General features: G+C 72.9%; 26 protein-coding genes, 1 other RNA gene, 1 pseudogene and 1 riboswitch. Of the genes and pseudogenes, 13 read left to right on the top strand and 15 right to left on the bottom strand.

Translation table 11 applies throughout. From position 1 onward, the window contains the following. Nucleotides 1-39 precede the first annotated feature (39 nt). A complete protein-coding gene (locus HEQ75_RS17550; RefSeq protein WP_168033028.1) occupies nt 40-1,431 on the bottom strand; it encodes a dihydroorotase in 1,392 nt (463 codons plus the stop codon). Then, nucleotides 1,428-2,105: an isochorismatase family protein gene (locus HEQ75_RS17545; RefSeq protein ID WP_168033026.1), complete on the bottom strand. Its 678-nt coding sequence runs from the start codon at nt 2,103-2,105 to the stop codon at nt 1,428-1,430. The genes HEQ75_RS17550 and HEQ75_RS17545 overlap by 4 nt, the downstream gene beginning before the upstream one ends. Nucleotides 2,106-2,250: 145 nt before the next feature. On the opposite strand from HEQ75_RS17545, the gene HEQ75_RS17540 reads away from it, so the two are divergent. The 5 genes from HEQ75_RS17540 to HEQ75_RS17520 all read left to right on the top strand — a co-directional run bounded on the left by HEQ75_RS17540 (nt 2,251) and on the right by HEQ75_RS17520 (nt 7,567). Further along, nucleotides 2,251-3,435, top strand: coding sequence for an amidohydrolase (locus HEQ75_RS17540; protein ID WP_168033024.1), 1,185 nt, complete (start codon nt 2,251-2,253; stop codon nt 3,433-3,435). Nucleotides 3,436-3,474: 39 nt separating this feature from the next. Further along, nucleotides 3,475-4,509 carry a questin oxidase family protein gene (locus HEQ75_RS17535; protein WP_168033022.1) on the top strand — a complete coding sequence of 345 codons (1,035 nt, stop codon included), beginning with the start codon at nt 3,475-3,477 and terminating at the stop codon, nt 4,507-4,509. Between the two features lie 403 nt (nt 4,510-4,912). Further along, the gene (locus HEQ75_RS17530) at nt 4,913-5,890 is read left to right on the top strand and encodes a Bug family tripartite tricarboxylate transporter substrate binding protein (RefSeq protein ID WP_168033020.1); all 978 of its coding nucleotides are present in this window, start codon (nt 4,913-4,915) and stop codon (nt 5,888-5,890) included. A gap of 35 nt (nt 5,891-5,925) precedes the next feature. Further along, complete coding sequence (locus tag HEQ75_RS17525; protein ID WP_168033018.1) at nt 5,926-6,720, top strand: class II aldolase/adducin family protein; 795 nt, start codon at nt 5,926-5,928, stop codon at nt 6,718-6,720. Next, the gene (locus HEQ75_RS17520) at nt 6,713-7,567 is read left to right on the top strand and encodes a type 2 periplasmic-binding domain-containing protein (protein ID WP_168033016.1); all 855 of its coding nucleotides are present in this window, start codon (nt 6,713-6,715) and stop codon (nt 7,565-7,567) included. Before HEQ75_RS17525 ends, HEQ75_RS17520 begins: the two co-directional genes overlap by 8 nt. A 62-nt stretch (nt 7,568-7,629) precedes the next feature. Here the strand turns inward: HEQ75_RS17520 and HEQ75_RS17515 are convergent, their stop codons facing one another. Continuing rightward, the gene (locus HEQ75_RS17515) at nt 7,630-8,001 is read right to left on the bottom strand and encodes a c-type cytochrome (protein ID WP_328734266.1); all 372 of its coding nucleotides are present in this window, start codon (nt 7,999-8,001) and stop codon (nt 7,630-7,632) included. A 193-nt stretch (nt 8,002-8,194) separates the two neighbouring features. Here HEQ75_RS17515 and HEQ75_RS17510 point away from each other — a divergent pair, with 193 nt between their 5' ends. Continuing rightward, nucleotides 8,195-8,464 carry a hypothetical protein gene (locus tag HEQ75_RS17510; protein WP_209318626.1) on the top strand — a complete coding sequence of 90 codons (270 nt, stop codon included), beginning with the start codon at nt 8,195-8,197 and terminating at the stop codon, nt 8,462-8,464. 2 nt (nt 8,465-8,466) lie between these two features. Here the strand turns inward: HEQ75_RS17510 and HEQ75_RS17505 are convergent, their stop codons facing one another. Together HEQ75_RS17505 and HEQ75_RS17500 are read right to left on the bottom strand one after the other, a co-directional pair. After that, nucleotides 8,467-9,426: a carotenoid 1,2-hydratase gene (locus HEQ75_RS17505; RefSeq protein WP_235961883.1), complete on the bottom strand. Its 960-nt coding sequence runs from the start codon at nt 9,424-9,426 to the stop codon at nt 8,467-8,469. Further along, nucleotides 9,423-10,883, bottom strand: a complete 1,461-nt coding sequence (locus tag HEQ75_RS17500; protein ID WP_168033012.1) for a phytoene desaturase family protein — start codon at nt 10,881-10,883, stop codon at nt 9,423-9,425. Before HEQ75_RS17500 ends, HEQ75_RS17505 begins: the two co-directional genes overlap by 4 nt. Before the next feature lie 236 nt (nt 10,884-11,119). Here HEQ75_RS17500 and ppsR point away from each other — a divergent pair, with 236 nt between their 5' ends. Genes ppsR through HEQ75_RS17485 form a run of 3 tightly spaced genes read left to right on the top strand, consistent with a single transcriptional unit; the run spans nt 11,120 to nt 15,270 of the window. Then, nucleotides 11,120-12,466: a transcriptional regulator PpsR gene (ppsR, locus tag HEQ75_RS17495; protein WP_168033010.1), complete on the top strand. Its 1,347-nt coding sequence runs from the start codon at nt 11,120-11,122 to the stop codon at nt 12,464-12,466. Nucleotides 12,467-12,468: 2 nt separating this feature from the next. After that, the gene (locus HEQ75_RS17490) at nt 12,469-14,688 is read left to right on the top strand and encodes a GAF domain-containing protein (protein WP_168033113.1); all 2,220 of its coding nucleotides are present in this window, start codon (nt 12,469-12,471) and stop codon (nt 14,686-14,688) included. 3 nt (nt 14,689-14,691) lie between these two features. Continuing rightward, nucleotides 14,692-15,270, top strand: a complete 579-nt coding sequence (locus HEQ75_RS17485) for a biliverdin-producing heme oxygenase (RefSeq protein WP_168033008.1) — start codon at nt 14,692-14,694, stop codon at nt 15,268-15,270. A gap of 3 nt (nt 15,271-15,273) precedes the next feature. Here the strand turns inward: HEQ75_RS17485 and HEQ75_RS17480 are convergent, their stop codons facing one another. From HEQ75_RS17480 to HEQ75_RS17455, 6 genes are all read right to left on the bottom strand, one after another. Beyond that, nucleotides 15,274-15,996 carry a class II aldolase/adducin family protein gene (locus HEQ75_RS17480; protein ID WP_168033006.1) on the bottom strand — a complete coding sequence of 241 codons (723 nt, stop codon included), beginning with the start codon at nt 15,994-15,996 and terminating at the stop codon, nt 15,274-15,276. Beyond that, nucleotides 15,993-17,177: a 3-hydroxybenzoate 6-monooxygenase gene (locus HEQ75_RS17475; RefSeq protein ID WP_168033004.1), complete on the bottom strand. Its 1,185-nt coding sequence runs from the start codon at nt 17,175-17,177 to the stop codon at nt 15,993-15,995. Before HEQ75_RS17475 ends, HEQ75_RS17480 begins: the two co-directional genes overlap by 4 nt. Next, nucleotides 17,174-18,136, bottom strand: a complete 963-nt coding sequence (locus HEQ75_RS17470) for a tripartite tricarboxylate transporter substrate-binding protein (RefSeq protein WP_168033002.1) — start codon at nt 18,134-18,136, stop codon at nt 17,174-17,176. Before HEQ75_RS17470 ends, HEQ75_RS17475 begins: the two co-directional genes overlap by 4 nt. A 50-nt stretch (nt 18,137-18,186) precedes the next feature. Next, nucleotides 18,187-18,585 carry a hypothetical protein gene (locus HEQ75_RS17465; protein WP_168033000.1) on the bottom strand — a complete coding sequence of 133 codons (399 nt, stop codon included), beginning with the start codon at nt 18,583-18,585 and terminating at the stop codon, nt 18,187-18,189. A gap of 44 nt (nt 18,586-18,629) precedes the next feature. After that, nucleotides 18,630-18,739, bottom strand: a riboswitch (SAM-I-IV-variant riboswitch). Between the two features lie 62 nt (nt 18,740-18,801). After that, nucleotides 18,802-19,134 (bottom strand): FKBP-type peptidyl-prolyl cis-trans isomerase, encoded by a 333-nt coding sequence (locus tag HEQ75_RS17460; protein ID WP_235961876.1) that lies wholly within the window; start codon nt 19,132-19,134, stop codon nt 18,802-18,804. Between the two features lie 15 nt (nt 19,135-19,149). Further along, the gene (locus HEQ75_RS17455; protein WP_168032996.1) at nt 19,150-19,563 is read right to left on the bottom strand and encodes a DUF3830 family protein; all 414 of its coding nucleotides are present in this window, start codon (nt 19,561-19,563) and stop codon (nt 19,150-19,152) included. Between the two features lie 137 nt (nt 19,564-19,700). Between HEQ75_RS17455 and HEQ75_RS17450 the strand changes: the two genes are divergently transcribed. Continuing rightward, the gene (locus HEQ75_RS17450; RefSeq protein ID WP_168032994.1) at nt 19,701-20,681 is read left to right on the top strand and encodes a YihY/virulence factor BrkB family protein; all 981 of its coding nucleotides are present in this window, start codon (nt 19,701-19,703) and stop codon (nt 20,679-20,681) included. A gap of 3 nt (nt 20,682-20,684) precedes the next feature. Here HEQ75_RS17450 and recR read toward each other — a convergent pair whose 3' ends face one another. The 4 genes from recR to ffs all read right to left on the bottom strand — a co-directional run bounded on the left by recR (nt 20,685) and on the right by ffs (nt 23,872). Beyond that, entirely contained in the window at nt 20,685-21,281 is a 597-nt protein-coding gene (recR, locus tag HEQ75_RS17445; RefSeq protein ID WP_168032992.1) for a recombination mediator RecR, read from the bottom strand. A gap of 177 nt (nt 21,282-21,458) precedes the next feature. Next, the gene (locus HEQ75_RS17440; protein ID WP_168032990.1) at nt 21,459-21,800 is read right to left on the bottom strand and encodes a YbaB/EbfC family nucleoid-associated protein; all 342 of its coding nucleotides are present in this window, start codon (nt 21,798-21,800) and stop codon (nt 21,459-21,461) included. A gap of 7 nt (nt 21,801-21,807) precedes the next feature. Then, nucleotides 21,808-23,724 carry a DNA polymerase III subunit gamma/tau gene (locus HEQ75_RS17435; RefSeq protein WP_168032988.1) on the bottom strand — a complete coding sequence of 639 codons (1,917 nt, stop codon included), beginning with the start codon at nt 23,722-23,724 and terminating at the stop codon, nt 21,808-21,810. A 49-nt stretch (nt 23,725-23,773) separates the two neighbouring features. Next, nucleotides 23,774-23,872, bottom strand: an RNA gene (ffs, locus tag HEQ75_RS17430) — signal recognition particle sRNA small type. Between the two features lie 121 nt (nt 23,873-23,993). On the opposite strand from ffs, the gene nudC reads away from it, so the two are divergent. From nudC to HEQ75_RS17415, 3 genes and pseudogenes are all read left to right on the top strand, one after another. Beyond that, nucleotides 23,994-24,923 (top strand): NAD(+) diphosphatase, encoded by a 930-nt coding sequence (nudC, locus tag HEQ75_RS17425; RefSeq protein WP_168032986.1) that lies wholly within the window; start codon nt 23,994-23,996, stop codon nt 24,921-24,923. Beyond that, nucleotides 24,920-25,216 (top strand): phosphoribosylamine--glycine ligase, encoded by a 297-nt coding sequence (locus HEQ75_RS17420; RefSeq protein WP_168032984.1) that lies wholly within the window; start codon nt 24,920-24,922, stop codon nt 25,214-25,216. The genes nudC and HEQ75_RS17420 overlap by 4 nt, the downstream gene beginning before the upstream one ends. A gap of 51 nt (nt 25,217-25,267) precedes the next feature. Beyond that, nucleotides 25,268-25,822 (top strand): annotated as a pseudogene (locus HEQ75_RS17415) (hypothetical protein); the annotation flags it as partial.

The following is a 25,822-nucleotide window of genomic DNA, read 5'->3' as shown; positions in this document are numbered from 1 at the left end:
CTTTAGCCCGGGCGGCGCGCCGTGGGAAGGCCCGTCGCGTCAGCCTTGCAGCCTTCGTGGCACGTAGCGCCCGGTGCCCACTGCCCCGGCCTCCAGCGCCCCGTCGCGCAGCACCGGGCGGCCGCGCACCAGGGTGTGGACCACCCGCCCGGTCATCTCCCAGCCTTCATACAGCGAATAGCCGGCGGCGGAGAGCACGCCTTCCCGCGTCACGGTCCAGCGCGCGGCCGGGTCCACCACGGCGAAATCCGCGTCCATCCCCGGCGCGATCGCCCCCTTGGCGGCCAGGCCCATGGCCCGCGCCGGGTTGGCGGCGAGCAGCGCCGCGATCCGCGCCAGCGGCAGCCCGCGCTTCGCATGGCCCTCGGAGAGCAGCACCGGCAGCATCGTCTCCATGCCCGGGCAACCGGGGGAGGCCTTCCAGATGCCGCCCGCCTTGCCCGACAGGTCGCGATGCACATGGTCGGTCGCCACCGTGTCGATGCGCCCATCGGCCAGGCCGGCCCAGAGCGCCTCGCGGTCCGCGGCCTCGCGCAGCGGCGGGTTGATCTTGCCGATGGCGCCGCCCTCCCAGCCGATGTCGTGGGTGAGGTAGTGCGGGCAGGTCTCCACCCAGACGCGCCCGCCCAGGGCCCGCTGCGCCACCGCGGCGTCCAGCGCCGCGGCGGAGGAACAGTGCACGATATACAGCGGCGCGCCGGCCTGGCGCGTCACCAGCCCGGCGCGCTGCACCGCATCGGCCTCCACGAAGGGGGGGCGGGAGGCATTCCAGCTGGCCAGGCCGCCCTCGCCCTGCGGATCGGCGCGCATCGCGCGTTCCCGCATCACCCAGGCCAGTTCGATCGTCTCGGGATGCGGGCAGACCATGCCGCCATGCGCGGCGGCGGCTTCCGCCAGGCGCAGCAGGAAGCCGTCGTCGATGTCCGGCAGGCCGAGCCGCTTTCCCTCCCCGCCGCGGTTGTTCATGAAGATCTTGAAGCTGGGCGCGCCGTAGTCGCGGGCATAGACCGGCACCTCGGCCAGCTGCGCCTCGGTGGAGATGATCGGGTGGTAGCCGAAATCGATGCGCGACCCGGCGGCGGTCACCGCCACCACCTCGTCCCAGAAGGTGGAGAAGGGGTCGGTGGCCATCAGGTAGGGCAGGAAGCAGGTGATGCCGCCGGCCGCCGCCGCACCGCTTTCCTGCGCCGCATCCTCCGCCACCCGGGGGCGGGCGATGTCGGCGCCATGGCCCAGGTGCAGATGCGCGTCGATGGCGCCGGGCAGCACCACCAGCCCGCGCAGGTTCCACACGGCGGCGGCTTCCGCCGGCGTGCCGGGGGCCAGCAGGGCGGCGATGCGCCCCTCCGTCACCGCGATGTCGCATGCCACCGGCCCCAGGCCGGGCAGAACCGCAGTGCCGCCCCGCAACAGCAGGTCGTGCCGCGTCATGGCAGCGCCGACAGGGCGGCCAGCGCGTCGTCCGTCGGCATCACATCGGCGTATTTCGCGGCCATGTCGAACAGGTTCACCGCATGGCTGGTGGCGGAACGGTCATACACCGCGTCCTGCGGCACCAGCACGCGCCAGTTGTAGGCGAAGGCATCGACGACGGAGCCGCGGACGCAGCCGCTGGTGGTGCAGCCGGTGACCACCAGCGTGTCGACGCCCAGATCGATCAGGTAGCTGGCCAGCGGCGTGCCGAAGAAGGCGCTGGGGTGCTTCTTGGGCAGCAGGATGTCGCCGGGGGCGGGGGCGACCTCCGCCAGGAAGGCGTAGCTTTCCTGCGGCACCGTCATCAGCGCCGGCACCTTGGCGGCGAGCCGCCCCTGGTCGAAGCGCTCCTTCGGCGAGACATGCGGGTAGAGCACCGGCCAGCCGCGGCTGCGGAACAGCGCCAGCAGGCGCTGGATGTGTGCCACCGCGTCCCAGGCCACCTGGCCGCAGCTGGTCGGGTATTCCGCCACCGCCTCCCAGAACGGCATCGGCCTTGTGCCGGTGGTGCGGTATTGCACATCGATGATCAGCAGCGCCGGCCGGCGGCCGAGCCCGGCCCGGCGGCCGAAGCCGGCCGCGGCATAGGCGCGCTGTTCCTCCTCCGAGATGACGCCATCCCACGGCTTCATGCGGTCGTTCCGTTTCCTGCGCCATGACCCTGGTGGCCCGGATCGCACACAAGATGTATCCTACGTCCGCGACAATCGGCAAACCCGCAGGCGCGCCCCGGCCACACCGCTGGCCCGCCGCCGCGGCGCATGTCACAGCTTGCGGATGACGCGCGACGATCACGATCTGGTCCTGGCCGATGTCAGGCTTGCCGGAATGGCGGTGGATATCGGGCTGCGGGATGGCCGCATCGCCCGCATCGCCGCATCCGGCACGCTGGGCGGCCGGGCGGTGGAGCCGGGCGGCGGGCGGCTGGTGCTGCCGGGGCTGGTGGACGGGCACATCCACCTGGACAAGACCTTCCTCGGCCTGCCCTGGCAGCCGCACCGGCCGGATGACAGCGTCGCCGGGCGCATCGCGCTGGAGAAGGCCCAGCTGGCCGCGATCGCGGAGCCCATGGCGCTGCGCGCCCGGCGCCTGGTGGACCATGTGGCCGCCCGCGGCACCACCATGCTGCGCAGCCATGTGGATGTGGACCGGGATGGCGGCCTCGCCGGGTTGGTGGCGCTGCTGGAATTGCGGGAGGCGGTGGCGCATCTGGTCGGCATCCAGATCGTCGCCTTCCCGCAATGCGGCGTGCTGGCGCATGCCGAGGTGCTGGCCGCCGCCGTCGCCGCCGGCGCCGATGTGGTGGGCGGGCTGGACCCCGCCGGCATCGACGAGGATATCGAGGCGCAGCTCGCCATCGTCTTCGGCATCGCGGAGCGCCATGGCGTGCCGGTGGACATCCATCTGCACGACCCCGGGGAGCTGGGGGCCTTCGAGCTGCGGCGCATCGCCGCCCGCACCCGCGCCGCCGGCATGCAGGGGCGCGTCGTGGTCAGCCACGCCTTTGCGCTGGGCCAGGTGGAGGACCGCACGCTGGGCCGCACCGCCGCCGCCCTGGCGGAAGCCGATGTCGCCATCATGACCAACGGCCCGGGGCCGGAGGCGATGCCGCCGGTGAAGCGGCTGGTGGCGGAGGGGGTCTCGGTCTTCGTCGGCTCGGACAACATCCGCGATGCCTGGTCGCCCTATGGCGATGGGGACATGCTGGCGCGGGCAAGGCTGGTCGGCTACCGCGCCGGGCTGCTGACGGATGCGGAGCTGCACCTGGCGCTGGACCTGGTGACCAGCGCGCCGGCCCGCGCCATGGGCCTGCCGCGGCCGATGCTGGCGGAAGGCGCCGCGGCCGACCTGGTGCTGGTGGCGGCGACGCAGGTGCCGGAAGCCATCGCCACCGCGCCGCCGCGGGCGCTGGTGGTGAAGGCGGGGCGGATCGTGGCTCGGGCTGGCGCCTTGGTGGGTTGAGGCGCCGGGTCGCGCGGGCGGAGGGGCGGAGAGGACAGGATGACGGACAGCGTGGCACCGGCGGCCGAGGATGCGCTGACCGAGGCCCGGCGTCTGAGCGCCGAATACGGCACGGCCTTCGCCAACCACACCGCCATGGTGCTCTGGGCGATGCGCGACCTGGGCGGGACGGAGGCCCAGGCGCGCCGCTTCCTGGCCCACTACATCCGCGACAACGGGCTGGGCTCGATGGCCCCGGCCGATGGCTGGATCGACCGCAACGACTGGACCGCCCGGCTGGGCGACCGGCGGGCGGAGGCCGCCTACCGCGCCTTCTTCCGGCTGGAACTGGGCCGGCTGGGCAGCCCCCGGGCCCTGCAGCGCCAGTACCTGCCGCGCCTGCTGCCGGGCATCGCCGCCAGCGCGCTGCACGCGCTGATGCGCCTCGCCTATGCGGTTGACTCCGGCACGCCCAGCGAGGTGGCGGCGGCGCTGGGCTACTGGGCTGCCACCTACCTGCCGCTGGGCGAGGGCATCGGTGCCGCCGCCGTCACGGACCAGCCCGCCGGCGTGCTGCTGGCGGTGGCCGCGAAGCCGGCGCTGCGGGCGATGGAATTCGACGATGGGTTGCTGTGGCACGCCATGCGGCGCACCGCCGCCATGCCGGACTTCGCCGCGGTGCATGACTGGCTGGCGGTGCAGCCGGACAGCATTGCCCGCATGGCACGCGATTCGCTGCTGCTGTTCGGCGCCACGCTCGATTTCTGCGCCCTGCATGCGCTGACCGGCACGCATTGGCTGCGCCTGGTGCTGCCGGCGCTGGACCCGGCGGACCAGAGCCGCGCCATCCGCTTCTTCTGGCAGGCCATCGCCTCGGTCTACCCGAAGATGGGCTGCCCGCCGCCGCTGACGGCGGAGGCGGCGGCGCGGATGCGGGCGCTGCCGGCGCCCGACTGGCCGGCGATCGCCGCCGCCGCCTGCCGTTCTGACGACGAGCACGACATCTCCCTCACCTGGTCTTGCCGCTGCGAGGAAGCGCAGTGGGGCGACCGGCTGTACCGCGTGCTGGCGGCCAGGCGCCTGGGCCTGGCCTGAGAGACCTTCTGATACGCGACGCAGGAAGTCCCGACCTGCGGCCCGAAGGGCCGAGCGGCCGCAGGGGCGCCGCGGCAAGTGCCGCGAAGCCAAGCCGCGCGGATGCGCGGCGCCCGGCGCCTGCGTCGACACCGCGGTGGTCGCGGAAGCGCTGGCATGAGAACACCAGCAGGTCGGGTCGGCGGCATTCTCAGACGGTCTCCAAGCCTTCGTGGCCTGACGCGCCCCGGCGGCGCGCCCGGCCTGCCCCCGCGCCCGCGCGCCGTCCCCGCCCCTGTCTGATTAATGCAGGGAAGGAAACAACCGCTTCCTTCTTTCCATTTGTCGCATGGGCCACCCTGCCGCATCTTGTTCGGCCGAGATGGGCGGCACACCGACCGCCCCGCGGGGGAGAGAAACCACCATGACCAGGCCCATCGCACGCCGCGGCGCGCTGGCGCTTCCCTTCCTGGCGCTCGGCGCCGCTGCGGCCGGCGCGCAGGAGCATTGGCCGAACCGCCCGGTGCGCTTCGTCGTCTCCTTCACCCCCGGCGGCACCACGGACATCATCGCCCGGCTGCTGGGGGCCACCCTGACCGAGACCTGGGGCCAGAGCGTCGTGGTCGACAACCGCCCGGGCGCAGGCGGCAATATCGGCAGCGAGCATGTCGCGCGCGCCGCGCCGGATGGCTACACGCTGCTGGTCGGCTCCGTCGGGCCGCTGGCGGTGAACCAGTCGCTGGTCAAGAACATGCCCTACGACACGCTGCGCGACTTCGCGCCGATCACCCTGCTGGCGGGCGTGCCGAACATCCTGGTGGTGCCGGCGGCCTCCCCCATCCAGGACGTGCCGGGGCTCGTGGCGGCGGCCAAGGCGAAGCCGGGTGAGCTCAGCTACGCCTCCACCGGCGTCGGCACCTCGGCGCATCTGTCCGGCGTGATGCTGGACCACATGGCGGGCGTGCGCATGCAGCACGTGCCCTATCGCGGCGCGGTGGCGCTGAACGACCTGCTGGCAGGGCGGGTGGATTTCATGTTCGCCACCATCCCCTCCGTCATCGGGCATATCCGCGGCGGGCGGCTGCGGCCGCTGGCGGTGTCCTCCACCACCCGCTCGCGCTCCAACCCCGGCGTGCCGACGATGGTGGAGCTGGGCTATCCGGAATTCGACGCCTCCTCCTGGTTCGGGATGGTGGCGCCGGCGGCGACGCCAAAGCCCGTGATCGATCGCATTGTCACCGACGTGCACGCCGCCCTTGCCATTCCGCGCAATGCGCAGAGCATGATCGACCAGGGGGCCGACCCGGTGGGCAACGGCCCCGAAGCCTTCCGCGCCTTCCTGGCGCATGAGATCAGCCGCTGGCGCGAGATCGTGCGCCTGGCCGGCGCCCTGCCCGAGTGATCGACCGACCCGACTTGTCAACGGAGACCCCGACGATGCCCGACAGCCCCGACCGCTTCCGCATCCCCTCCCTGCGTGACCGCGTGACGCCGGAGGAATGGCAGGCCCGCATCGACCTCGCGGCCTGCTACCGGCTGATCGACCTCTACGGCATGTCCGACATGGCCGCGAACCACATCTCGGTTCGTGTGCCCGGCGAGGACAACGCCTTCCTCATCAATGCCTACGGCATGCTGTATGAGGAGATCACCGCCTCGTCGCTCGTGAAGATCGACGTGAAGGGCAATGTCCTGGCCAAGCCGGAATTCCCCGGCGGCCTCGGCTATGGCGTGAACCGCGCCGGCTTCGTCATCCATGGCGCGATCCATGAGGCGAGCCACGAGATCGCCTGCGTCATCCACACCCACACCTGGCCGGGCATGGCGGTGTCGTCGCTGGAATGCGGCCTGCTGCCGATGAACCAGACCTCCATGCGCTTCGCCAAGATCGGCTACCACGACTACGAAGGCGTGGTGCTGGACCTGGCGATGCAGGAGCGCCTGGTGCGCGACCTGGGCGACAACAACGCGCTGATCCTGCGCAACCACGGGCTGCTGACCGTCGGCAAGACGGTGGGCGAGGCGTTCAACGCCATGCACCGGCTGGAACTGTCCTGCCGCGCCCAGCTGGCCGCCCAGGCCACCGGGCAGAAGCTGGTGGAGGTGCCGCAGGCCGTGGTGGAGGCCACCTGGAACAACTACCAGCCCGGCACGCGCCGCCCCTATGGCGTGATGGAATGGCCGGCGCTGCTGCGCAAGCTGGACCGGCTGGACCCCTCCTATCGTGACTGAGCCTGCCGTGCTGAAGGCCGCGCTCGGCCGCTATGCCGGGACGCGGAAGCTGCTGGAGGGGGAAATCCCCTCCGGCCTGCTGCGGCTGGCATTCGAAGCCGTCTCGCCGATCAGCAGGGCCTTCGCCCCGATGGTGCGCGAAGGCCGCTTCGATGTCAGCGAGATGGCGATCGCCACGTTCCTGATGGCCCGCGCCTGCGACAAGCCGCTGGTGCTGCTGCCGGTGGTGCTGGTGGAACGCGCACAGGAAGCGGCCATGCTGTGCCGGCGGGACGGCCCCATCCAGGGGCCGGCGGACCTCGCCGGGGCGCATGTGGCGGTGCGCGCCTACAGCCAGACCACCGGCATGTGGCTGCGCGGCAGCCTGTCGGAGAGCTTCGGCGTGAAGGCGGATGCGCAGCGCTGGACCACCTTCGAGGATGCGCATGTGGCCGAATACCGCGACCCGCCCTGGGTGACGCGGGCCGGCCCGGGCCAGGACCTGCTGGGGATGCTGCGCGCCGGGGAGGCGGATGCGGCGATCTTCGGCAACGACCTGCCGGACGCGCCGGACCTGCGGCCGGTCTTCCCGGACCCGCAGGCCGCCGGCGCCGCCTTCCGTGCCAGGCACGGCTTCCTGCCGCTGAACCACCTGGTGGTGGTGCGGCGCGACGTGGCCGAGTCCTCGCCCGGGCTGGTGGTGGAATTGCTGCGCATGCTGGGGGAATCAGGCGCCGCGGTGCGCAGCCGGGAGGCGCTGCGGCCGGCGATCGCGCTGGCGATCGACTATTGCGCCGAACAGGGGCTGCTGGCCCGCCGCTTCACGCCGGAAGAAGCCTGGGACGGCCTGCCGCCCGGGATCGCCTGACCCGACCCGGCTTGCTTGGGGGGTGGCGGCCCTGGCAGGTGCCAGGGCCGCCGCCGGCCGGATCAGTTCGCCTTCAGATAGGCGATCACGTCCTGCACCTGCTGCGGGTTGCGCAGGCCGACGAAGGACATGCTGCCGCGCGGCAGGACGGATTTCGGGTTGGTCAGGTACTGCGTGAGCAGGGCTTCGTCCCAGGTCTTGCCCGGCGCCCATTCGCGCATGTTGGCGGAGTAGCGGAAGCCCTCGATGGAGCCCGCGGCGCGGCCGACGACGCCGTGCAGGTTCGGGCCGACGCCGTTGCGGCCGCCCTCGTTGATCGTGTGGCAGGCACGGCACTGGTTGAAGACGCGCTGGCCAGCCGCCGCATCCTGGGCCTGCGCCGCCATCGGCGCGATTGCGAAGGCCGCCATCAGGCCATAGGTCAGAAATCGCATTCGAAGCATCCTCCTTGAAGTCCGCCCGAACCTGCCGCATGCGACGCGGCCGGCCACCGGTTTCCTGGACAAGTACCGCCTTGCGGCGTGATCTGTGGCCCGCCCCACAGCCGCCAAGGTGGCAGGTGGGTGCTGCAGCGCAAGGGTAGAGCATCATGAAACCTCGGTCAGCATTGCCGGTTCCCCCCTGCCGATGATGGCGTCCTTCTTCGCCTCCGGCCGTGTCGCCGACCTGGTCCTGCTGGTCCTGGGGGCGGAGGCGCTGCTGCTGCTGGCCTGGCGATGGCGCCGCGGCGGCGGCCTGGCACCTTCTGCCCTGGCCGGGCTGGTGCTGCCCGGCGTGGCGCTGGTGCTGGCGCTGCGGGCCGCGCTGGTGGGCGCCGCCTGGCCCTGGGTGGCCGCCGCCCTGCTGGCGGCGCTGGCGGCGCATCTGTTCGACCTGGCGCTGCGGCTGCGGCGCTGACCTCAGCGCAGCGGCCTCGGCACCCGGAAGGGCAGCATGGCGTACATGGACGGATGCGCGAAGCGGTCCAGCGACAGGCTTTCATGGATCGCCGTCGCCTCCTGCCCCAGCAGCCGGGTGCGGATCTCCGAGCGGGAATAGAAGGGTGCGTCCACCAGCGTGCGCACCACCCGCGCCGCGCCGCCTTCCGCCCGCGTCGGCCGGGCGATGCGCCACAGGGTGCGCGGCAGCGTCACCGGCGGCGGCGGCGCCACATCCGTCACGCTGCCGTCGCGCGCCACGCGCAGCGCCAGGGACTGGTCCGTGCCGTCGCGGCGCTGGGCGTTGTAGAGGATGGCAGTGGCGTCCGGCATCGGCGCCCGGCACCAGTCCCAGCCGATGAAATCCTGCTCCAGCGGCGCCGTGCCCCAATTCGTGTCGAAATAGGCCGGGCCGGACCAGCGCAACGCCGGGCTGTCCAGCGCCACCTCCACCGAGGACCGCGCCGCGATCGGGTGCCAGTGGTGGCGGCCGGCGGAATCGAGCTGGAAGGCACGGTCCGACACCGCCTCCGGCCGCAGCACCACCTGCCCGCGCAGTCGCCGCGGCCAGGGCACCGTGACCTCATCAAGCCGGATGGTCAGGCGCGTGCCGTCCCAGTGCAGGGAGCTTGGCCCGATCTCCAGCAGATCGGCACTGCGGCGCAACGCGCTGGCGCGGCGGTCCGTCATCGCCCAGCCGCCGGGCCGGCCATAGAGCGCGACATGGACGCAGCAATGGTTCTCCGGCGCCGCCGGGGCGCCGCCGCGCCGTGCCAGGCGATACCAGGGGGAGAAGACGGTGCCGAGGAAGGCGATGATGGTCAGCCCGTGCCGTCCATCGGCGCTCAGCGCGTCCACATACCACCAGCCATAGCCGCGCGGCACCAGCAGGCGGTCGAAGGCCCAGGAACGGCTCGCGGCGGGGGGCTGGATCGCGTTCATGGCTTCTCTCCCATCACCGCCGCGGCGGCCAGCCTGCCGGACAGCGCCGCCATGGCGATGCCCGCGCCGGGATGCGTGGCACCGCCGGCCAGGAACAGGCCGGGCAGGGCGGTGCGCGCGGCCGGGCGGTGGAAGATGGATTGCCACCCCTGCACCGCCGCCCCGTAGAGCGCCCCGCCCGTGCCGGGCGCCCGGGCGGCATGGTCCTGCGGCGTCGCCACCACTTCCGCCGCCGCCCGCAGTGTCACGCCGGCCCCGGCCAGCGCCGCCTGCATCGCCGCCCGCGGCGGCGCCGGGTCCAGCTTCTGGGTGTCGCCCCGCGCCGGGGCGGCGACCAGGGCCAGCAGCGGCTCCGCCCCCTCGGGCGGCGCGGCGGGTGCCAGGCGTCCTTGCGCCCACAAGGTGACGGTGGGCACCGCCGGCATCCGCCCGCGGGCCAGGGCGGCGTATTCGGCGGCGGCATCGGCGGGGTGGAACACCGCCTGGCGCGGCAGGTCCGGCCCCTCGGCCCGCCCGGCCATGGCCCAGCCGAAGGCGGAGAAGGACCGGCGGGAGGCCGGCAGCGCCGGCACCGCCGCCGCCGCGGCGCGGCCGAAGGCGCCGGCGGGCAGGCCGGCCGGGTCGGCGTTCAGCACCACCTGCTCGGCCGCCACCGCCTGCCCATCCGCCAGGCGCAACCCGGCGATGCGGCCGCCGCGGACCAGCAGTTCCGCCACCGGCGCGCCGTAGCGGATGTCCGCCCCGCAGGCCGCGGCCCGCGCTGCCAGCGCCTGCGCCAGCCGGACCATGCCGCCGCGCACCACCTGCAGGCCGGACATCTCCACATGCGCGACCAGCAGCAGCGTGGCCGGCGCCTGCAGGGGGGAGGAGCCGACATAGGCGGCCATGCGGCCGAACACCTGGCGCAGGCGGGGGTCGGCGAAATGCTCGCCCAGCGCGTCCCACATGGTGCCGAAGGGGGAGGTGCCGCGCAGCGCCGGCCCCACCCGGGCCCCCAGCGCCAGCATCCCCGGCCGCTGCACGGTCAGGAATGGGCCTTCCAGCGCCCGGTACACCCGGGCCGCGCGGGCCACAAAATCCCGGAAGCCGCGCGCCGCCGACGGGCCGGCGAAGTCACCGATGGCCTCTTCCGCCGCCGCCGGGTCGGCCATCAGATCCAGCCTTCGGCCATCCGGCCACAGGTGCCGGCCGAGCACCGGCAGCGGGTCCAGCGCCAGTTCCGCTGCCAGGCTGCCGCCCCCGGCCTCGAACAGCGCCTCGAAGACCGGGCGCAGGGCGAGCACGGCGGGGCCGGTATCCACCGCCACGCCGCCCACCGCCGCCGTCGCCACCTTGCCGCCCGGCACCGCCGCGCGTTCCAGCACCAGCACGGGGCGGCCGGCGGCGGCCAGGTGGATGGCGGCGGCCAGGCCGCCGATTCCGGCGCCGACGATGACGATGCGGGGCTCGCTGGGCATGGGCCGGATTGGGCGGGGGGCGACCCCAACCTGTCAAGCACCCTGGACACCGCCAGGGACTAGCGACAATTAACGCTGGCTATTCGTGAAAATCCTGCTGCGCAGCGTCATCTTGCATTGACGGCGCACTGGCAAATCCCCACAGATGGAATACCGTGTCGGCGCCATGCTGCGCGCCGGTGGGGCCAGGTTCCCTCGCTTGCGTCATGAGCCTGGCAGATCAATCGGATCCTTGCATGACCCGCGTCGCCGTGATCCAGCCTGACATCACCCTCAGCCTGGACTGGGAAGGGGTGATCCGAAACGCCAGCCTGTCGGACGCCATCCCGTCCGAACGGGTGCAGGAATGGCTCGGCCGGCCCTGGATGGAAACCGTGGGCGAGATTGCCGGGCTGCAGGTCCGCCGCATGGTGGAGGATGCGCGCGCCAGCGGCGTCTCCGCCTATCTCCAGGTCACCCAGCGCTTCCCCTCCGGCCTCGAACTGCCGATCGAATACACCACCGTCCGCCTCGGCGGGCAGGCCGGGCTGATCGCCGTCGGCAAGAACCTGCAGGCGGTGGCGGAGCTGCAATCGCGCCTGGTCGCCGCCCAGCAGGCGCGGGAGCAGGATTACTGGAAGCTGCGGGAGATCGAGACCCGGTCCCGCCTGCTCTTCGACGCATCCAGCGAGGCCGTGCTGGTCATCGCCGCCTCCACCCTGCGGATCGTCGAGGCCAATCCGGCCGCGATCCGCGAGTTGGGCATGGCGCCGGGCTGGAACTTCTCGGACGAGGTGGCGCCGCGCGACCGCGCCGCGCTGCGGGACGTGCTGATGCGGGCCCGCGAACAGGGCCGCGCGCCGGGCATCATGGTGCATCTGGGCGCCGATGCGACGCCCTGGCTGCTGCGCGCCTCCCTGATGGCGCGCACGCCGGGCCCGGTGTTCCTGATCCAGCTCAGCCCCGCCGCCACGGCCACCCCCTCCCGCGCTGCGCCGCCGCGCGGCGATGCGCTGCTGGAGGAGATGCCGGACGGCTTCGTGGCGATCGACGCCGATGGCCTGGTGCGCCGCGCCAACCGCGCCTTCCTCGACCTCGCCCAGGCGGGCACGGAAGCCTCCATCCTGGGGGAGAAGCTGGACCGCTGGCTGGCCCAGCCCGGCATGGATTCCGCCGTGCTGATGGACACGGTGGGGCAGCACGGCGAGGTGCGCCTGTTCACCACCCAGCTCACCGGCAATCTCGGCTCGGAGACGGAGGTGGAGATCTCCGGCTGCGCCGTCACCCAGGGCGGCAGCCGCATGATCGGCCTGATCATCCGCGATGTCGGCCGCCGCGTGCTGGCTTCGGGCGAGGCGGCGGCGCTGCGCACCGCGCTCGGCATGCTGGCCAATGATGTCGGCCGGGTGCCGCTGCCCACCATGGTGCGCAACACCGCGGCCCTGGTGGAGCGCGCCTGCATCGAGCAGGCGCTGCGCCTGGCCAATGGCAACCGGACGGCCGCGGCGGATGCGCTCGGCCTCAGCCGGCAGAGCCTCTACGCCAAGCTCGAACGCTACGACCTCGGCGAAGACCGCGAGGCCAGCGGAGACGGGGCGCGGTGACCATGGACCTGCCCGGCACCGCCGCCGGATCCCCAGCCTTCGGCAACGCCGATCTATCGAATTGCGAGCGCGAGCAGATCCACCTCGCCGCCTCGATCCAGCCGCATGGCGCGCTGCTGGCGCTGCGCGAGCCGGATCTGGTGGTGCTGCAGGCCAGCGCCAATGCGCGCGCCTTCCTCGGCCTGGATGCCTCGCCGCTCGGCCGCCCGCTGGCGGAGTTCGCGCCCGCCATCGCCCGCGCCGTGATGCCGCTGCTGGCCGACCCGCTGGATGAGGTGCCGGCCGCTGCCCGCATCCCGGCCGGCGCCGGCGGCGTGAAGCTGGATGCGCAGATCCACCGCCCCGCCGGAATCGGCGGGCAGGCCGGCGGGCTGGTGCTGGAGCTGGAGCGCGCGGCGCTGGTGGACCCGCCGGCCTCGCGCATCGAGCCCGCCCTGCAGGCCATCCTGGGCAGCTACGCGCTGCGCCCGCTTTGCGAGGAAGTGGCGCGGATCTTCCGCAAGCTGACCGGCTACGACCGCGTCATGGTCTACCGCTTCGACGATGACGGGCATGGCGAGGTCTTCGCCGAGGAACACGAGCCGGGGCTGGAACCCTATCTCGGCAACCGCTACCCGGCTTCCGACATCCCGGAAATCGCGCGCCGGCTGTACATCCGCAACCGCGTGCGCGTGCTGACCGATGTGCACTACGCGCCGGTGCCGCTGGAGCCGCGGCTGTCGCCGCTGACCGGCCAGGACCTCGACATGTCGCTGTGCGCCCTGCGCAGCAGTTCGCCGATGCATGTCCAGTACCTGAAGAACATGGGCGTCGGCGCCACGCTGGTGGCCTCCATCCTGGTGGGCGGGCGGCTCTGGGGCCTGGTCTCCTGCCACCACCAGACCCCGCGCCGCACCCCCTTCGCGGTGCGCGCGGTGACCGAATTGCTGGCGGAAGCCGTGGGCACGCGCATCGCCGCGCTGGAATCCTTCGTGCAGTCGCAGGCGGAACTGGCCGTGCGCCGCCTGGAACAGCGGATGATCGAGGCGATCACCCGCGACGGGGACTGGCGCACCGCGCTGTTCGACAACCCGCAGACCCTGCTGTTGCCGATGGGCGCCAGCGGCGCCGCCCTGCTGTTCGAGGGCCAGACGCAGACCGCCGGGGAGGTGCCGGGAACCGCCGGGCTGCGCGAGATCGGCAAGTGGCTGGACAGCCGCGCCCGCGGCCCCACCACCCATGCCCCGGTGATCGCCACCGCGTCCCTGGTGGCGGAGGCGCCGCATCTGGGGCCGCTGACCCGGGTGGCCGCCGGGGTGCTGGCGGCGCCGATCTCCACCGCGCCCGGCGAATACCTGGTGTGGTTCCGGCCGGAACAGGTCTCCACCGTCACCTGGGGCGGGGACCCGACCAAGCCGGTGCTGGTCGGCGACGACCCGCGCGACCTCTCGCCCCGGCGGTCCTTCGCCAAGTGGAACCAGGTGGTGGAGGGGCGGTCAGAGCCATGGTCGCCCAAGGATCTGGCCACCGCCCGGCTGGTCGGCGACACCGTCACCGACGTGGTGCTGCAGTTCCGCTCCGTGCGGATGCTGATCGCGGAGGACCAGCTGGCGCAGGTGCGCCGGCAGGTGGGGCTTTCGGCCCAACCGGTGGTGATCTGCGACCCGGCCGGCAATATCGACCTGCGCAACGAGGCCTTCGACCGGCTGATGCCCGGGCTGCGCGGCGCCGCGCCGCGGCGCATCGACCACCTGCTGCCCTATTTCGCCGACCCCGCCGATGTCGGCCGCCGGCTGCGCGACGTGCTGGACAATGGCCGCTCCTGGCGCGGGGAAGTGCGGCTGGCCGATGGCCAGGGCGGCGGCAGGCCGGTGCTGGTGCGCGCCGACCCGGTGTTTTCCGCGCCCGACCGGGTGCTGGGCTTCGTCTTCCTGTTCAACGACCTGGCGGAGCGCAAGGCGGCCGAGGCGGCGCGGCGGCGCTTCCAGGCGGGCATCGAGGAAGGCAGCCGGCAGCGCGCCGGGCGGCTCGACCGCCAGGCGGACCTCACCTTCCAGGCAATCCTGGCCTCGGTGGTGGAGAATGCGCAGCTCGCGGCGCTGGAGATCGCCGATGGCGTCGATGTGGCCCGGATGCCGGACCTGCTGGAGTCGGTCCGCGCCTCCGTCGCCCGCACCGCCGCGGTGCTGGAGACGCTGATCCGCCACGCCAGCGAAGAGCCGCCGCCCGAGGCGGAGGATTAGAAGATGCCCGGAGACGCCGCACGGCTGGCCCTGCGGCACGCGACCGGTGCGGTGCATGAACGGCTGCACCAGGTGCCGGTCTTCGCGCGCCTGGCCGCCGGGCGCATCGGTGCCGCGGAATATGTGACGCTGCTGCGTCGGCTGCTGGGCTTCCACCTGGGCGTGGAGGCGGCGCTGGCCGCCGCGCCCTCGCTGGCGCCCTTCGGCATCGCGGTGGAGGAACGCCGGCGATCGCCGCTGCTGGTGGCGGATCTGGTGGCGCTGGGGGCGGCGCCGCTGGCCCCGGTGGCGGCCCTGCCGCCGGCGGCGGATGCCGGCTTCGCCATGGGCTGCCTGTATGTGACGGAAGGCTCCACGCTTGGCGGCCAGCAACTGGCGCGGGCGCTGGATGGCGTGCTGCCGGGGGAGGCGGGGCGCAGCTTCCTGCGGGGCTATGGCGCGCGGCACGGCGCCATGTGGCGCGAATGCTGCACCGCCATCGAGGCCTGCGGCGCCGAAGCGGGGCGGCTGGCGGCGATGATCGCCGGGGCGGAGGCCACCTTCGCCCGCTTCGAGAGCTGGTTCGCGCCGCAGCCGGGCTGAACGTCAGACGCCGCCATAGCCGGCGCGGGTGATCCAGTAGTCCCAGGCGCGGGCCAGCGGCATGTCGGACAGCAGCATGGTCGCGGTCTTCTCCACCTCGCCCGGCGTCAGGTATTCCGGCGTGCCGTGCGGGATGCTGGCCAGCACCATCTCCGCATTGTGCTTCATGTAGACGGCGGTGAAGACGGCGGCGCGCAGGGTCACGCCGACATTGCAGGCGCCATGGCCGCGCAGCATCACGCTGCGGTTCGGCCCCAGCGCGCGGGCCAGGGAATGGCCGCGCGGCAGGTCGTCGATCAGCATGTTGGTGTCGCCGAATTCCGGCTGGCTGTCCCACAGCGGCACCTCGGACCCCATGACGCTGCCCATGTGGAAGATCGGCTTCAGCACCAGGCTGCGCACCACGGTGAAGGGGATGACGCTGCGCGCGTGGTGATGCACCACGGACATCACCTCCGGCCGCGCCATCAGGATGGCGGAGTGCAGCGCGCGTTCGGAATACATCCGCCTGCCGTTCTGCGCCACGGGCGTGCCGTCCAGCTCGAACTCCATGATGTCGTCGGCGGTCACCGCCACGGGGCTGCGGCTGCGGGAGAGGAAGTAGCGGTCCGGGCGTTCCGGGTGGCGGAGCGAGATGTGGCCGAAATCGTCGATCACCTCCTCCCGCGCCAGGATGCGGTTGGCCAGCACCAGCTCGCGGATCGCATGCGCCACGGCGTCGCTCATCTCGTCGTCTCCTTCGGGCCGGCATAGAGCCAGGCCAGCGTGTCCTGCCATTCGGCCTGCGTCTTCGCGGCCATGATGCTGTTGCGCAGCGCCGCATGGGCGCCGGCGGGGTGGTAGACATGATCGCCCACCGCGCGGGACTGCAACTGCACCCTGGCCGTGCGCAGGAGGCGCGCCGCCTGGTAGGCGGCCAGCGCCGGCGCGACCTCTCCCTGATGCGCCGCCAGGGTCTGCGCCAGGCAGACGGCATCCTCCATCGCCATGCAGGCACCCTGCGCCAGGTATTGCAGCGTCGGGTGCGCGGCATCGCCCAGCAGCGCCACGCGGTCCTCCACCCAATTCTCCACCGGGTCGCGGTCGCACAGCACCCACAGCTTCCAGTCGCTGCCCTGGTGGATGATGGAACGCGCGAGCGGATGCACATGGCCGAAGCCGGCCAGCACCTCCTCGGCCGGCACCGGCTTGCCGGCGACGGGCGCCGCCGCGTCGTTGTGGCAGGTGACGACCAGGTTGAACGCCTTCCAGCCCTGCAGCGGGTAGTGGACGATGTGGCATTTCGGCCCGGCCCACAGCGTGGCGGCGTTCCAGCGCAGCGTTTCCGGCATCCGTTCCGTCGGGATCACGCTGCGATAGGTGGTGTGGCCGGAGACGCGCGGCGGTCCGTCGCCGACCAATTGCCGGCGCACCTTGGACCACAGCCCGTCGGCGCCGATCAGCGCCCGTCCGCGCAGTTTTTCCCCGGTGGCCAGGGTGGCGATGACGCCGGACGCATCCTGCTCATACCCAACCACCTCCGCCGAGGTGCGCAGCGTGATGCGATCGCTGCCGCGGCAGCCTTGCAAAAAAACGCCATGCAGGTCGCCGCGGTGGATCACGGCATAGGGCGCGCCGAAGCGCGCCCGGAACGCCTCGCCCAGGTCGATGTGGCAGATTTCCGCCGCGGTCATCGCATCCATCAGCCGCAGCCGGTCGATATGGATGGCCATGGCGCGCGCGGTCTCACCGATGCCGAGCCAGTCGAAGGCGTGGAAGGCGTTGGGGCCAAGCTGGATGCCGGCCCCCACCTCCCCCATCGCGGCCGCCTTCTCCAGCACCGTCACGGCAAAGCCCTGCCGCGCCAGGCCCAGCGCGGCCGCCAGCCCGCCGATGCCGCCGCCGGCGACCAGGATCGGCAGGCTCATTCAGGCTTGATTCCGGCCTGTTCCGCGATGCGGGCGTTCTTCCGGTCCTCTTCCGCGATGAAGGCGGCGAAGCTGGCCGGCGTGTCGGTGGTATGCGCCTCGGCGCCCATCGCGGTCAGGCGCTGGGTGATCTCCGGCGTCCGGCCGGCGGCGTTCAGCGCCTGCGCCAGCGCGGCCGCCGGCCCGCCGGCAAAGCCGCGCGGCGCCCAGACGGCGTACCAAAGCAGGAAATGCAGCCCGGGCAGCCCGGCCTCCTCCACGCTCGGCACGTCCGGCATGGCGGCGCTGCGGGTGGGGGAGACGACGGCGAAGGCGCGCAGCCGGCCCGCCTGCACCAGCGGCTGCGCCGAGAGCAGCGGTGCCACCATCAGCGAGACATTGCCCGCGACCACGTCGTTGATGGCCGGCGCGGTGCCGCGGTAATGCGCCACAACCGCCTCATCCGCGCCGACGCGGCGCTTCAGCCCTTCCGCCGCCAGATGCGCCATGGACCCGGCGCCGGAGGTGGAAATCGTGTAGTCCCGCGGCGCCGCCTTCATCTTCGCCGCGAGCTCCGCCAGGCTGCCGGCGCCGCTGGCGGTGGGGTGGCCGACGATGACCAGCGGCGCGGTGGCCAGCCGGGCGATCGGGGTGAAATCTGCCACCGGGTCGTAGGTCAGGCCGGGCACCACGCGCTTGCCCATCAGGTGGATGTCGGCATTGACCAGGAAGGTGTTGCCATCCGGCGCGCTGCGCGCCACCTCCGCCGCGCCGATGGTGTTGTTGCCGCCGGCGCGGTTTTCCACCAGCCAGGCCGGGCCGCCCGCCGCCGTCAGCTTCTGCGCGTAGAGCCGGCCGAGCACGTCGATGGCGCCGCCCGGCGGGGCCGGCACCACCAGCCGCACGGCGCGGCCTTGCGCCAGGGCCGGCCGCGCCAAGGCGGCAATGGCGGCGGCGGCCAGAATGGTCCTGCGATTCATGATTTGGTTTCCTGCCCTGTGGCCGCAGGATCACGCGCCCGTTGGCGCTGTCAACCGGCCATTCCGGCTGCGTCCCGCAGCGCAGTCCTTGCGGCTGCGTCCCGCAGCGCAGTCCTTGCGGCTGCGTCCCGCAGCGCGGTCGTTGCGGCTGCGTCCCGCAGCGCGGTCGTTGCGGCTGCGTCCCGCAGCCAGGCGGCCAGCTCCGCCCGGCGGTCGCCCGGCGCCGCGCGTTCCAGGTGCAGGGTCAGGTGGCCGGGGCGGCGGTCCGGCGCGATTCGGCAGGCATGGGTCCAGGCCTCCGCCCCGCGGCGGTGCAGCAGCACATACAGCAATGCCGGCCGGCAGCGCCCGGCGCGGTCGCGCCAGCTGCAGGCGCCGACGAACTCCGCCACATCCTCCGGCCCCAGAAACAGGGAGAAATCCGGGCGCGCGCCCGTCCAATCCAGCATGCCAGCCTCCAACCCATGGTCTTCAAGCCATGAACCGACGGCGGCGCTGCCCGAATGATTGCCGGAACGGCCGCATCCCCCCGGTGAAGGAGGCGCCACCTTGCCCGGGAAGGCAGGTTGGCGTTGGGCGTCGGCCCAACTCTTGATGCAGGGGCGCTGATAGCAAGCGCGGGAAGCGGCGGGCAAGGGGTTTCCACCCCCCACCCGCCTGGCCGGTCAGCCGACCTCCAGCAGTTCCACGTCGAAGACCAGCGTGGCGTTCGGCGGGATGACGCCGCCGGCGCCGCGCGCGCCGTAGCCGAACTCGGGGGGGATGGTCAGGGTGCGGTGGCCGCCCACCTTCATCCCCTGCACGCCGCGGTCCCAGCCCGCGATCACCTGCCCGGCGCCGAGCTGGAAGCGGAAGGCCTCGCCCCGGTCGCGCGAGCTGTCGAACTTCCGGCCCTTCTTGTCCGCCGCCTTCGGGTCGAACAGCCAGCCCGTGTAGTGCACCGCCACCGGCTTGCCGGCGATGGCGAGCGCGCCCTCGCCCACGGTGGAATCGACCATTGCAACGCCCATGAATCAGCCCTTCCGGAAGGTGATGGTCTTGGCGCCGTCCCAAAGGACGGCGCGCCCGATCTTCGCCAGGCGGTCGAGCCCGCCGGTGATGGTCAGGAAATGGTTGCCCGCCAGCTGCCCGGCCTTGGAGGAGAAGCAGCAGGGGCCGTAGGCGATCAGGATCTCGGTCTCGCTGACCCCGCCCGGGTAGACGATGACGTGGCCGGGGGCGGGATGGCTGGTGGCGTTCTCATGCCCGATGCCCAGGTCGCGGTCGCCCATCGGGATCCAGCAGGCCTCGCCGGACCAGCGCACATGGATGATGCGGTCGCTGAAGGGCAGCAGTTCGCGGAACCGGGCGCAGGTCTTCGGCGCGTCGGCATCCTCGAACCGGGCGAGGAAGGTCTCGCCGGCAATGTCGATCTCGATCTCGGCCATCTGGCTGCCTCTCCCGCTTTCCCACCCGGCCTACGCGAGAGGCCGGCGCTTGCCAAGGTGGCGGGGTCGCGGCGGGTGGGGAAACCTTGGTGCCGCAGAACGGTTTCCCTCCCGGGCCTTGGGCGGGGGATTTCGGCATGGGCAAGGGCGCCTGGACGCTGCTGTCGGAAACGGTGCAGGGCTATATCGATGACGAGGCAATGACCCGTGGTGCCGCGATCGCCTGCTACACCATGTTCTCCCTCGCCCCGCTGCTGGTGCTGGCGGTGGCCATGGCCAGCGTCGCCTTCGGCGAGGAAGCGGTGCGGGAGGCGGTGGCCATGCAGCTCATCGGCCTGGTCGGCCGGCAGGGGGCGACGGCGATCCAGGGCCTGATCGGCGATGCCGGGTTCGAGCAGCAGACGCAGGGCGGCGGCTTCGCGGCGCTGGTCAGCATCGCCATCCTGCTGGTCACCGCCAGCGCCGTCTTCGCCGAGTTGCAGGCGGCGCTGAACGCCATCTGGAAGGCGGAGCCGCGCGGGCTCTCGGTCTCCTACCTGCTGCGGGCGCGGCTGCTGAGCATCGGTCTGGTGGCGGCCACCGGCTTCCTGCTGCTGGTCTCGCTGCTGGCTTCCGCCGCGCTGACGGCGCTGGGGGAATGGGCGGGCAGCGTGCTGCCGCAGGCGGCGAACCTGCTGGAGGCGGCGAATTTCGCCGTCTCCTTCCTGCTGACCGCGCTGCTGTTCGCGGCCATCTACAAGGTGCTGCCTGACCGGCGGCTGCGCTGGCGCGACGTGGCGATGGGGGCGCTGTGCACGGCGCTGCTGTTCAGCATCGGCAAGACGCTGATCGGCTGGTACATCGGCGGCAGCGGCATCGCCGCGCGCTACGGCGCCACCGGGGCGCTGATCGTGGTGCTGCTGTGGGTGTATTATTCCGCCCAGATCTTCCTGCTGGGCGCGGAATTCACCCGTGCCTGGACCCGGCGACCGGCCTTGCGGGCGAAAGGCGAGGCCCAGCCCGGGGAAGGCGCGGTACCGGCGGCCTCGGTGCGGGCCCTGCGGCCGCAGGGCAAGGCGCCCAGGCCGCATGGGCTGGGCAAGGGGCTGGGCAACGGGCTGCGCAGGCGGCCGCGCTGAGGGTCAGGCAGGGCGCCGGGCGCGCAGGGCGGTGGCGAGCGTCCCCTCGTCCAGCACGTCCAGCGCGCCGCCCATCGGCACCCCCTGCGCCAGGCGGGTCACCGCCACCCCGGTGGGCTGCAGACGGTCCGTCACGTAATGCGCGGTGGCGGTGCCATCCACCGTCGCCGGCAGGGCCAGGATCACCTCCTCCGCCCCTTCCGCCGCGATGCGCGCCAGCAGCGGGGCAATGGACAGATCCTCCGGCCCCACCCCGCCGAGCGGCGAGAGCACGCCGCCCAGCACATGGTACAGGCCCTGATGCGCGTGGGCGCGTTCCAGCGCCCAGAGATCCGCCACGCCTTCCACCACGCAGACCAGGTGGCGGTCGCGCCGCGGGTCGCGGCAGATGCCGCAGGGCGATTGCGCGTCCAGGTTGCCGCAGGTCTCGCAGGGCCGCACCGCCTGGGCGGCGGCTTCCAGCGCCTGGGCCAGCGGCAGCATCGTCTCCTGCGGCCGCATCAGCATGCGCAACGCCGCCCGCCGCGCGCTGCGCCGGCCGAGGCCGGGGATGCGCGACAGCAGGGCGATCAGATGCTCGATCGGGTCGCGGTCAGCCATTTTTCCCTACTGCCTGCGGCCCAAGGGCGATCGCCGGAATCCTGCCGTGGCTTTGCCACGGCAGGCCGAGCAACCTGGCGGGACCGGCGCCAAACCGGGGCACCCGCCGCGTTGCGGAGCAACGTGGTGGGGATGTCGATGGGGCCCCCGCCGCGTCGCAAAGCGACGTGGTGGGGATCAGAAGGGCAGCTTGAGGCCGCCGAGGCCGCCGAGGCCGCCCGGCAGGTTCAGCCCGGCGGTGGCCTTCTGCATCTCCTCCGCCATCGTCGCCTCCACCCGCTGCTTGGCATCGGCATGGGCGGCGACCAGCAGGTCCTCCAGCACCTCCCGGTCATCGGCCACCATCAGGGACGGATCGATGGTCACGCGCCGCAGATCGCCCTTGCCGGACAGCAGCACCTTCACCATGCCGCCGCCGGACGCGCCCTCGACCTCCGTCTGCTCCAGCTTCGCCTGCATCTCCTGCATGCGGGTCTGCATCTGCTGCGCCTGCTTCAGCATGTTGCCGAGGTTCTTCATGGCGTCCTCAATCCTCCTGCGGGAAATCGTCGTCGGGTCCGGCGGATAGCGCATCCGGCGGGGCGAAGTCGCGGCCATCGCCATCCACCAGGCTGGCCATGTCGGCGGCCATGGCGGGCGGCAGGCCATAGGCATCCAGGGTGGTGTCGCGCACCGCCTCGATCCTGGCGCCGGGGAAGGCGGCCAGCACCGCCTGCACCAGCGGATGGCCCTGTGCCAGCACCAGCCGGTCGGCCTCCGCCGTGCGGCCCTGTTCCGCCAGCGTCGGCTCGCCGCCCTCGTTGACCAGGCTGACGGTCCAGCGCGTGCCGGTCATCTCCTGCATCAGGGCGGTCAGTTGCTGCGCCAGGTCGCGCGGGGCTTCCGGACGGGGGCGGATCTCGATCCGGCCGGGGCTGACCCGCACCGGATGCACGTTCAGCCGCAGATGCGCGTGCAGGCTGGGCTTCCGGCCGGAGGCGAGGGCGACGATCTCCCGAAAGCTGGCGGGCTGCGGGACCGGCGCCGGCGCCGCCAGGGGCAGGGAAGCGGGTGCCGGCGCGGCCATCGCCAGGCCGCCGGCGACCGCCCGCAGCCCGCCGCCCTGGGATGGTCCCGGCGATGGTCCCGGCGATGGTCCCTGGGCCGGCGCGGCGCCGGCTTCGGTCAGGCGGCGCACCAATTCGCCGGGCGTCGGCATGTCGGCCAGGTGGGCGATGCGGATCAGCACCATCTCGGCCGCGGCACGGCGGTTCACGCCATCCTGCGCCACTTCCGCCAGGCCCTTCAGCAGCATCTGCCAGGCCCGCGCCAGCACCGGGATGCCGAGCTTCCCGGCCAGCGCGGCGCCGCGCGTGCGCTCCGCCTCCGGCAGCGCCGGATCCTCGGCCAGCGCCGGCACGGTCTTCATGCGCGACAGCAGGTGGACCAGCTCCATCAGGTCGGACAGCAGCACGGCCGGGTCGATGCCCGCGGCATGCGCCGCTTCGGCCAGGGCCAGGGCGCGGGCGGCATCGCCTTCCATCAGCGCCTGCATCAGGTCCAGCGCCAGGCCGCGATCCGCCAGGCCCAGCATCTCCGTCACCAGCGCGGCCGAGACCGGCCCGCCGCCGGCCAGCGCGATGGCCTGGTCCAGGATGGAAAGGCCGTCACGCACCGAGCCATCCGCCGCCCGCGCCACCATGGCCAGCGCCTCGGCCTCCGCCGGCACCGCTTCCAGGTCGCAGATGCGGGCGAAATGGGCGCGCAGGGTCTCCTGCGGCACGCGGGCCAGGCGGAAGGTCTGGCAGCGGGAGAGGATGGTGGTCGGCACCTTGCGCAGCTCGGTGGTCGCCAGCATGAACTTCACGTCCGGCGGCGGTTCCTCCAGCGTCTTCAGCAGGGCGTTGAAGGCGGCCGTGGACATCATGTGGACCTCGTCCAGGATGATGACCTTGAAGCGGCCCTGGGCGGGGCGGAAACGCAGGCGCTCGCGCAGTTCCCGCACATCGTCGATGCCGTTGTTGCTGGCCGCGTCCAGCTCCTGCACATCCGGGTGGCGGTCGGCCAGGATGGCGCGGCATTCGGCGCAGACGCCGCAGGGCTCGGGCGTCGGCCCGCCCTTGCCGTCCGGGCCGACGCAGTTCAGCGCCCGGGCGATGATGCGCGCGGTGGTGGTCTTGCCGACGCCGCGGACGCCGGTGAGCATGAAGGCGTGGTGCACCCGGCCCTGGGCGAAGGCGTTCTTCAGGGTGCGGACCAGGGCTTCCTGGCCGATCAGGTCGGCGAAGCTCTGGGGCCGGTATTTGCGGGCCAGCACCCGGTAGGGGGTGGTGGCGGGCGGCGCGGGTTCGGGCGCCCTGGCCGGCGCGGCGGGCGCCGGGTCGCCGAACAGGCCGGGGCCGTCCTGCGGCGGGTCCGGAAGATCGTCGGGGGCGATCGGATCGCCGAAGATGTCGCTGGGCATCGGGCGCTGTCCGGGAAGCGGGGGCCCGGATGGCAGGGCCGCGGGAAGGGGTGGAAGGCCGGCGGGCGACCCGCGCGAGAACTCGTTACGGCTGCTTCCTTCCGGACCTGACCGGGTTGGCGAGGGGCACGTCCGTCGCCGACCTTCCGACCCCTATATCGGGGCTCCGGCGGCGCGGAGCAATGGGGGGCCGCGGCCGATCCGCCCACTCGGCCCTGCAACCGGCGCTCGGTTGCCCCGATCACGGGCGCGTGGCAGGGTCCGCCCGCATGCTCTCAGTCCCAGCCAGCCGCCCCAATGCCTATACCGGCAGTCCTCTCGACCGCGCGGGCACCCGCCGGGACGATGCGGACTGGATCGCCCAGGCGCTCGTCGATCCCGAAACCCTGTTCGCGCCGGTCTGGCGCAGCCGCAGCCTCATGAAGGGTGTGGCCGAGGGTGCGCCGGAAGCCGTGCTGCTGACCGGCGCGGCGGCCGAGGCCGTGCGCATGGCCGGCGGCCCCTGGGCCTTCCTGGGCCTGTGGGAGCAGCGGCCGGTCTTCGCGGTGGATTGTTCCGCCGCCGAGGACCCGCTGCCGCTGCTGCCCGACGGCATGGGCGGCTTCACCGACCTGCGCCAAGTGGCCGGCCTGCTGCCGCCGGGGGAGGCTTCGGTGCTGGCGCATGCGCGCGGCCTGATGCATTGGCGCACCCGGCACCGCTTCTGCGGCGTCTGCGGCCATGAATGCGCGCCGCGCAGCGCCGGCAACGCCATGCAATGCACCCACTGCAACGCGCAGCATTTTCCGAGAACCGACCCGGCCGTCATCATGCTGGTGGTGCGCGACGGGCATTGCCTGCTGGGCCATTCGCACCGCTTCCCCAACGTGGCGATGTATTCCACCCTCGCCGGCTTCGTGGAGCCGGGGGAAAGCCTGGAGGAAGCCGTGCGGCGGGAGGTGATGGAGGAAGCCGGCATCGCGGTGGGGGATGTGCTGTACCATTCCTCCCAGCCCTGGCCCTTCCCGGCCAGCATCATGCTGGGCTTCCATGCGGAAGGACTTTCCGAGGCGATCACCATCGACCCGGAGGAGCTGAAGGACGCCCGCTGGTTCAGCCGCGCGCAGCTGCGCGACCCGGCGGCGCATGGCTTCTCCCTGCCGCGGGTGGATTCCATCGCCCGGCGGTTGATCGAGGATTGGCTGGAGCAGGCGCCATGACCCCCCTTCTTCGCCTCCTGCCCGCTTTGGGCCTGCTGCTGGCCGGCTGCGGCAGCGCCGCGCCGCAACCGGCCAGCGACAGCCCGGAACTCGCCGCCTGCCGGGCGGAAGCCGCGCAATCCACGGGTGTGCGCAACGCCTATGGCCGGGTGGTGATCGGGCTGGCGTCCAGCGAGGAACGCTACCGCCAGGAAGCGGCGCAGGCCGAATCGAGCGCCTTCAGCGATTGCCTGCGGCGGCGCGGCCTGGCCAGGGGCGGCGGGGTGGAGCCGGTTCGCCGGCCGCGCTTCTAGCCCGGCCATGGCGGTGCCGCGCGAGACGGATCGGATCGGGGGCCAGGGGGCATGAGCGGCCCCGGCCCCGCCGCGCCGCCGCGCGGGCTGATCGGCTTCCTTGACGCGCTGCGGCAGGGGGAGCTGGTCGTCGGCTGGGCCGCCGATCCCACGGACCGCCAGGCGCGCCCCACCATCCGCCTGATGCGTGGGGTGGAGGTGCTGGCCGAATGCGAGGCCGATGTGGCCCGCGACGACGGCAATCCGGGCTTCCGGCTGAGGGCGCCGCAGAAGCTGGCACCGCAGGATTTCCTGGAAGGCCGGGTGCGGGTGCGCGCCCTGCTGCCCGGCCGCCAGGCCAGCACCACCCTGGCCATGACCCGCCGGATGCGGGAGGCGCTGGAAGCCGAGGCCGGCTGGGATTCGACCACGGAGGCGCCCGCCGCGCCGCCTGCCGCGCCGCCTGCCGAGGCCCGACCTGCCCAGGCCGTGCCCGCCGAAGCCCCGGGCAGCCAGGCAGGGACCGCCGCGCCGGGGGTCGCCGAAGCAGGGGTCGCCGAAGCAGGGGCCGCAGCAAGGCCGGCGGAACCGCGGCCGGTCCGCGCCGTCCCGGTGCCGCCGCGCCCC

This window comes from Falsiroseomonas selenitidurans, assembly GCF_012103215.1.
Taxonomy (GTDB): domain Bacteria; phylum Pseudomonadota; class Alphaproteobacteria; order Acetobacterales; family Acetobacteraceae; genus Falsiroseomonas; species Falsiroseomonas selenitidurans.
Note: the sequence above shows the minus strand (reverse complement) of the source record. Positions and strands in the feature narration are given on the sequence as shown.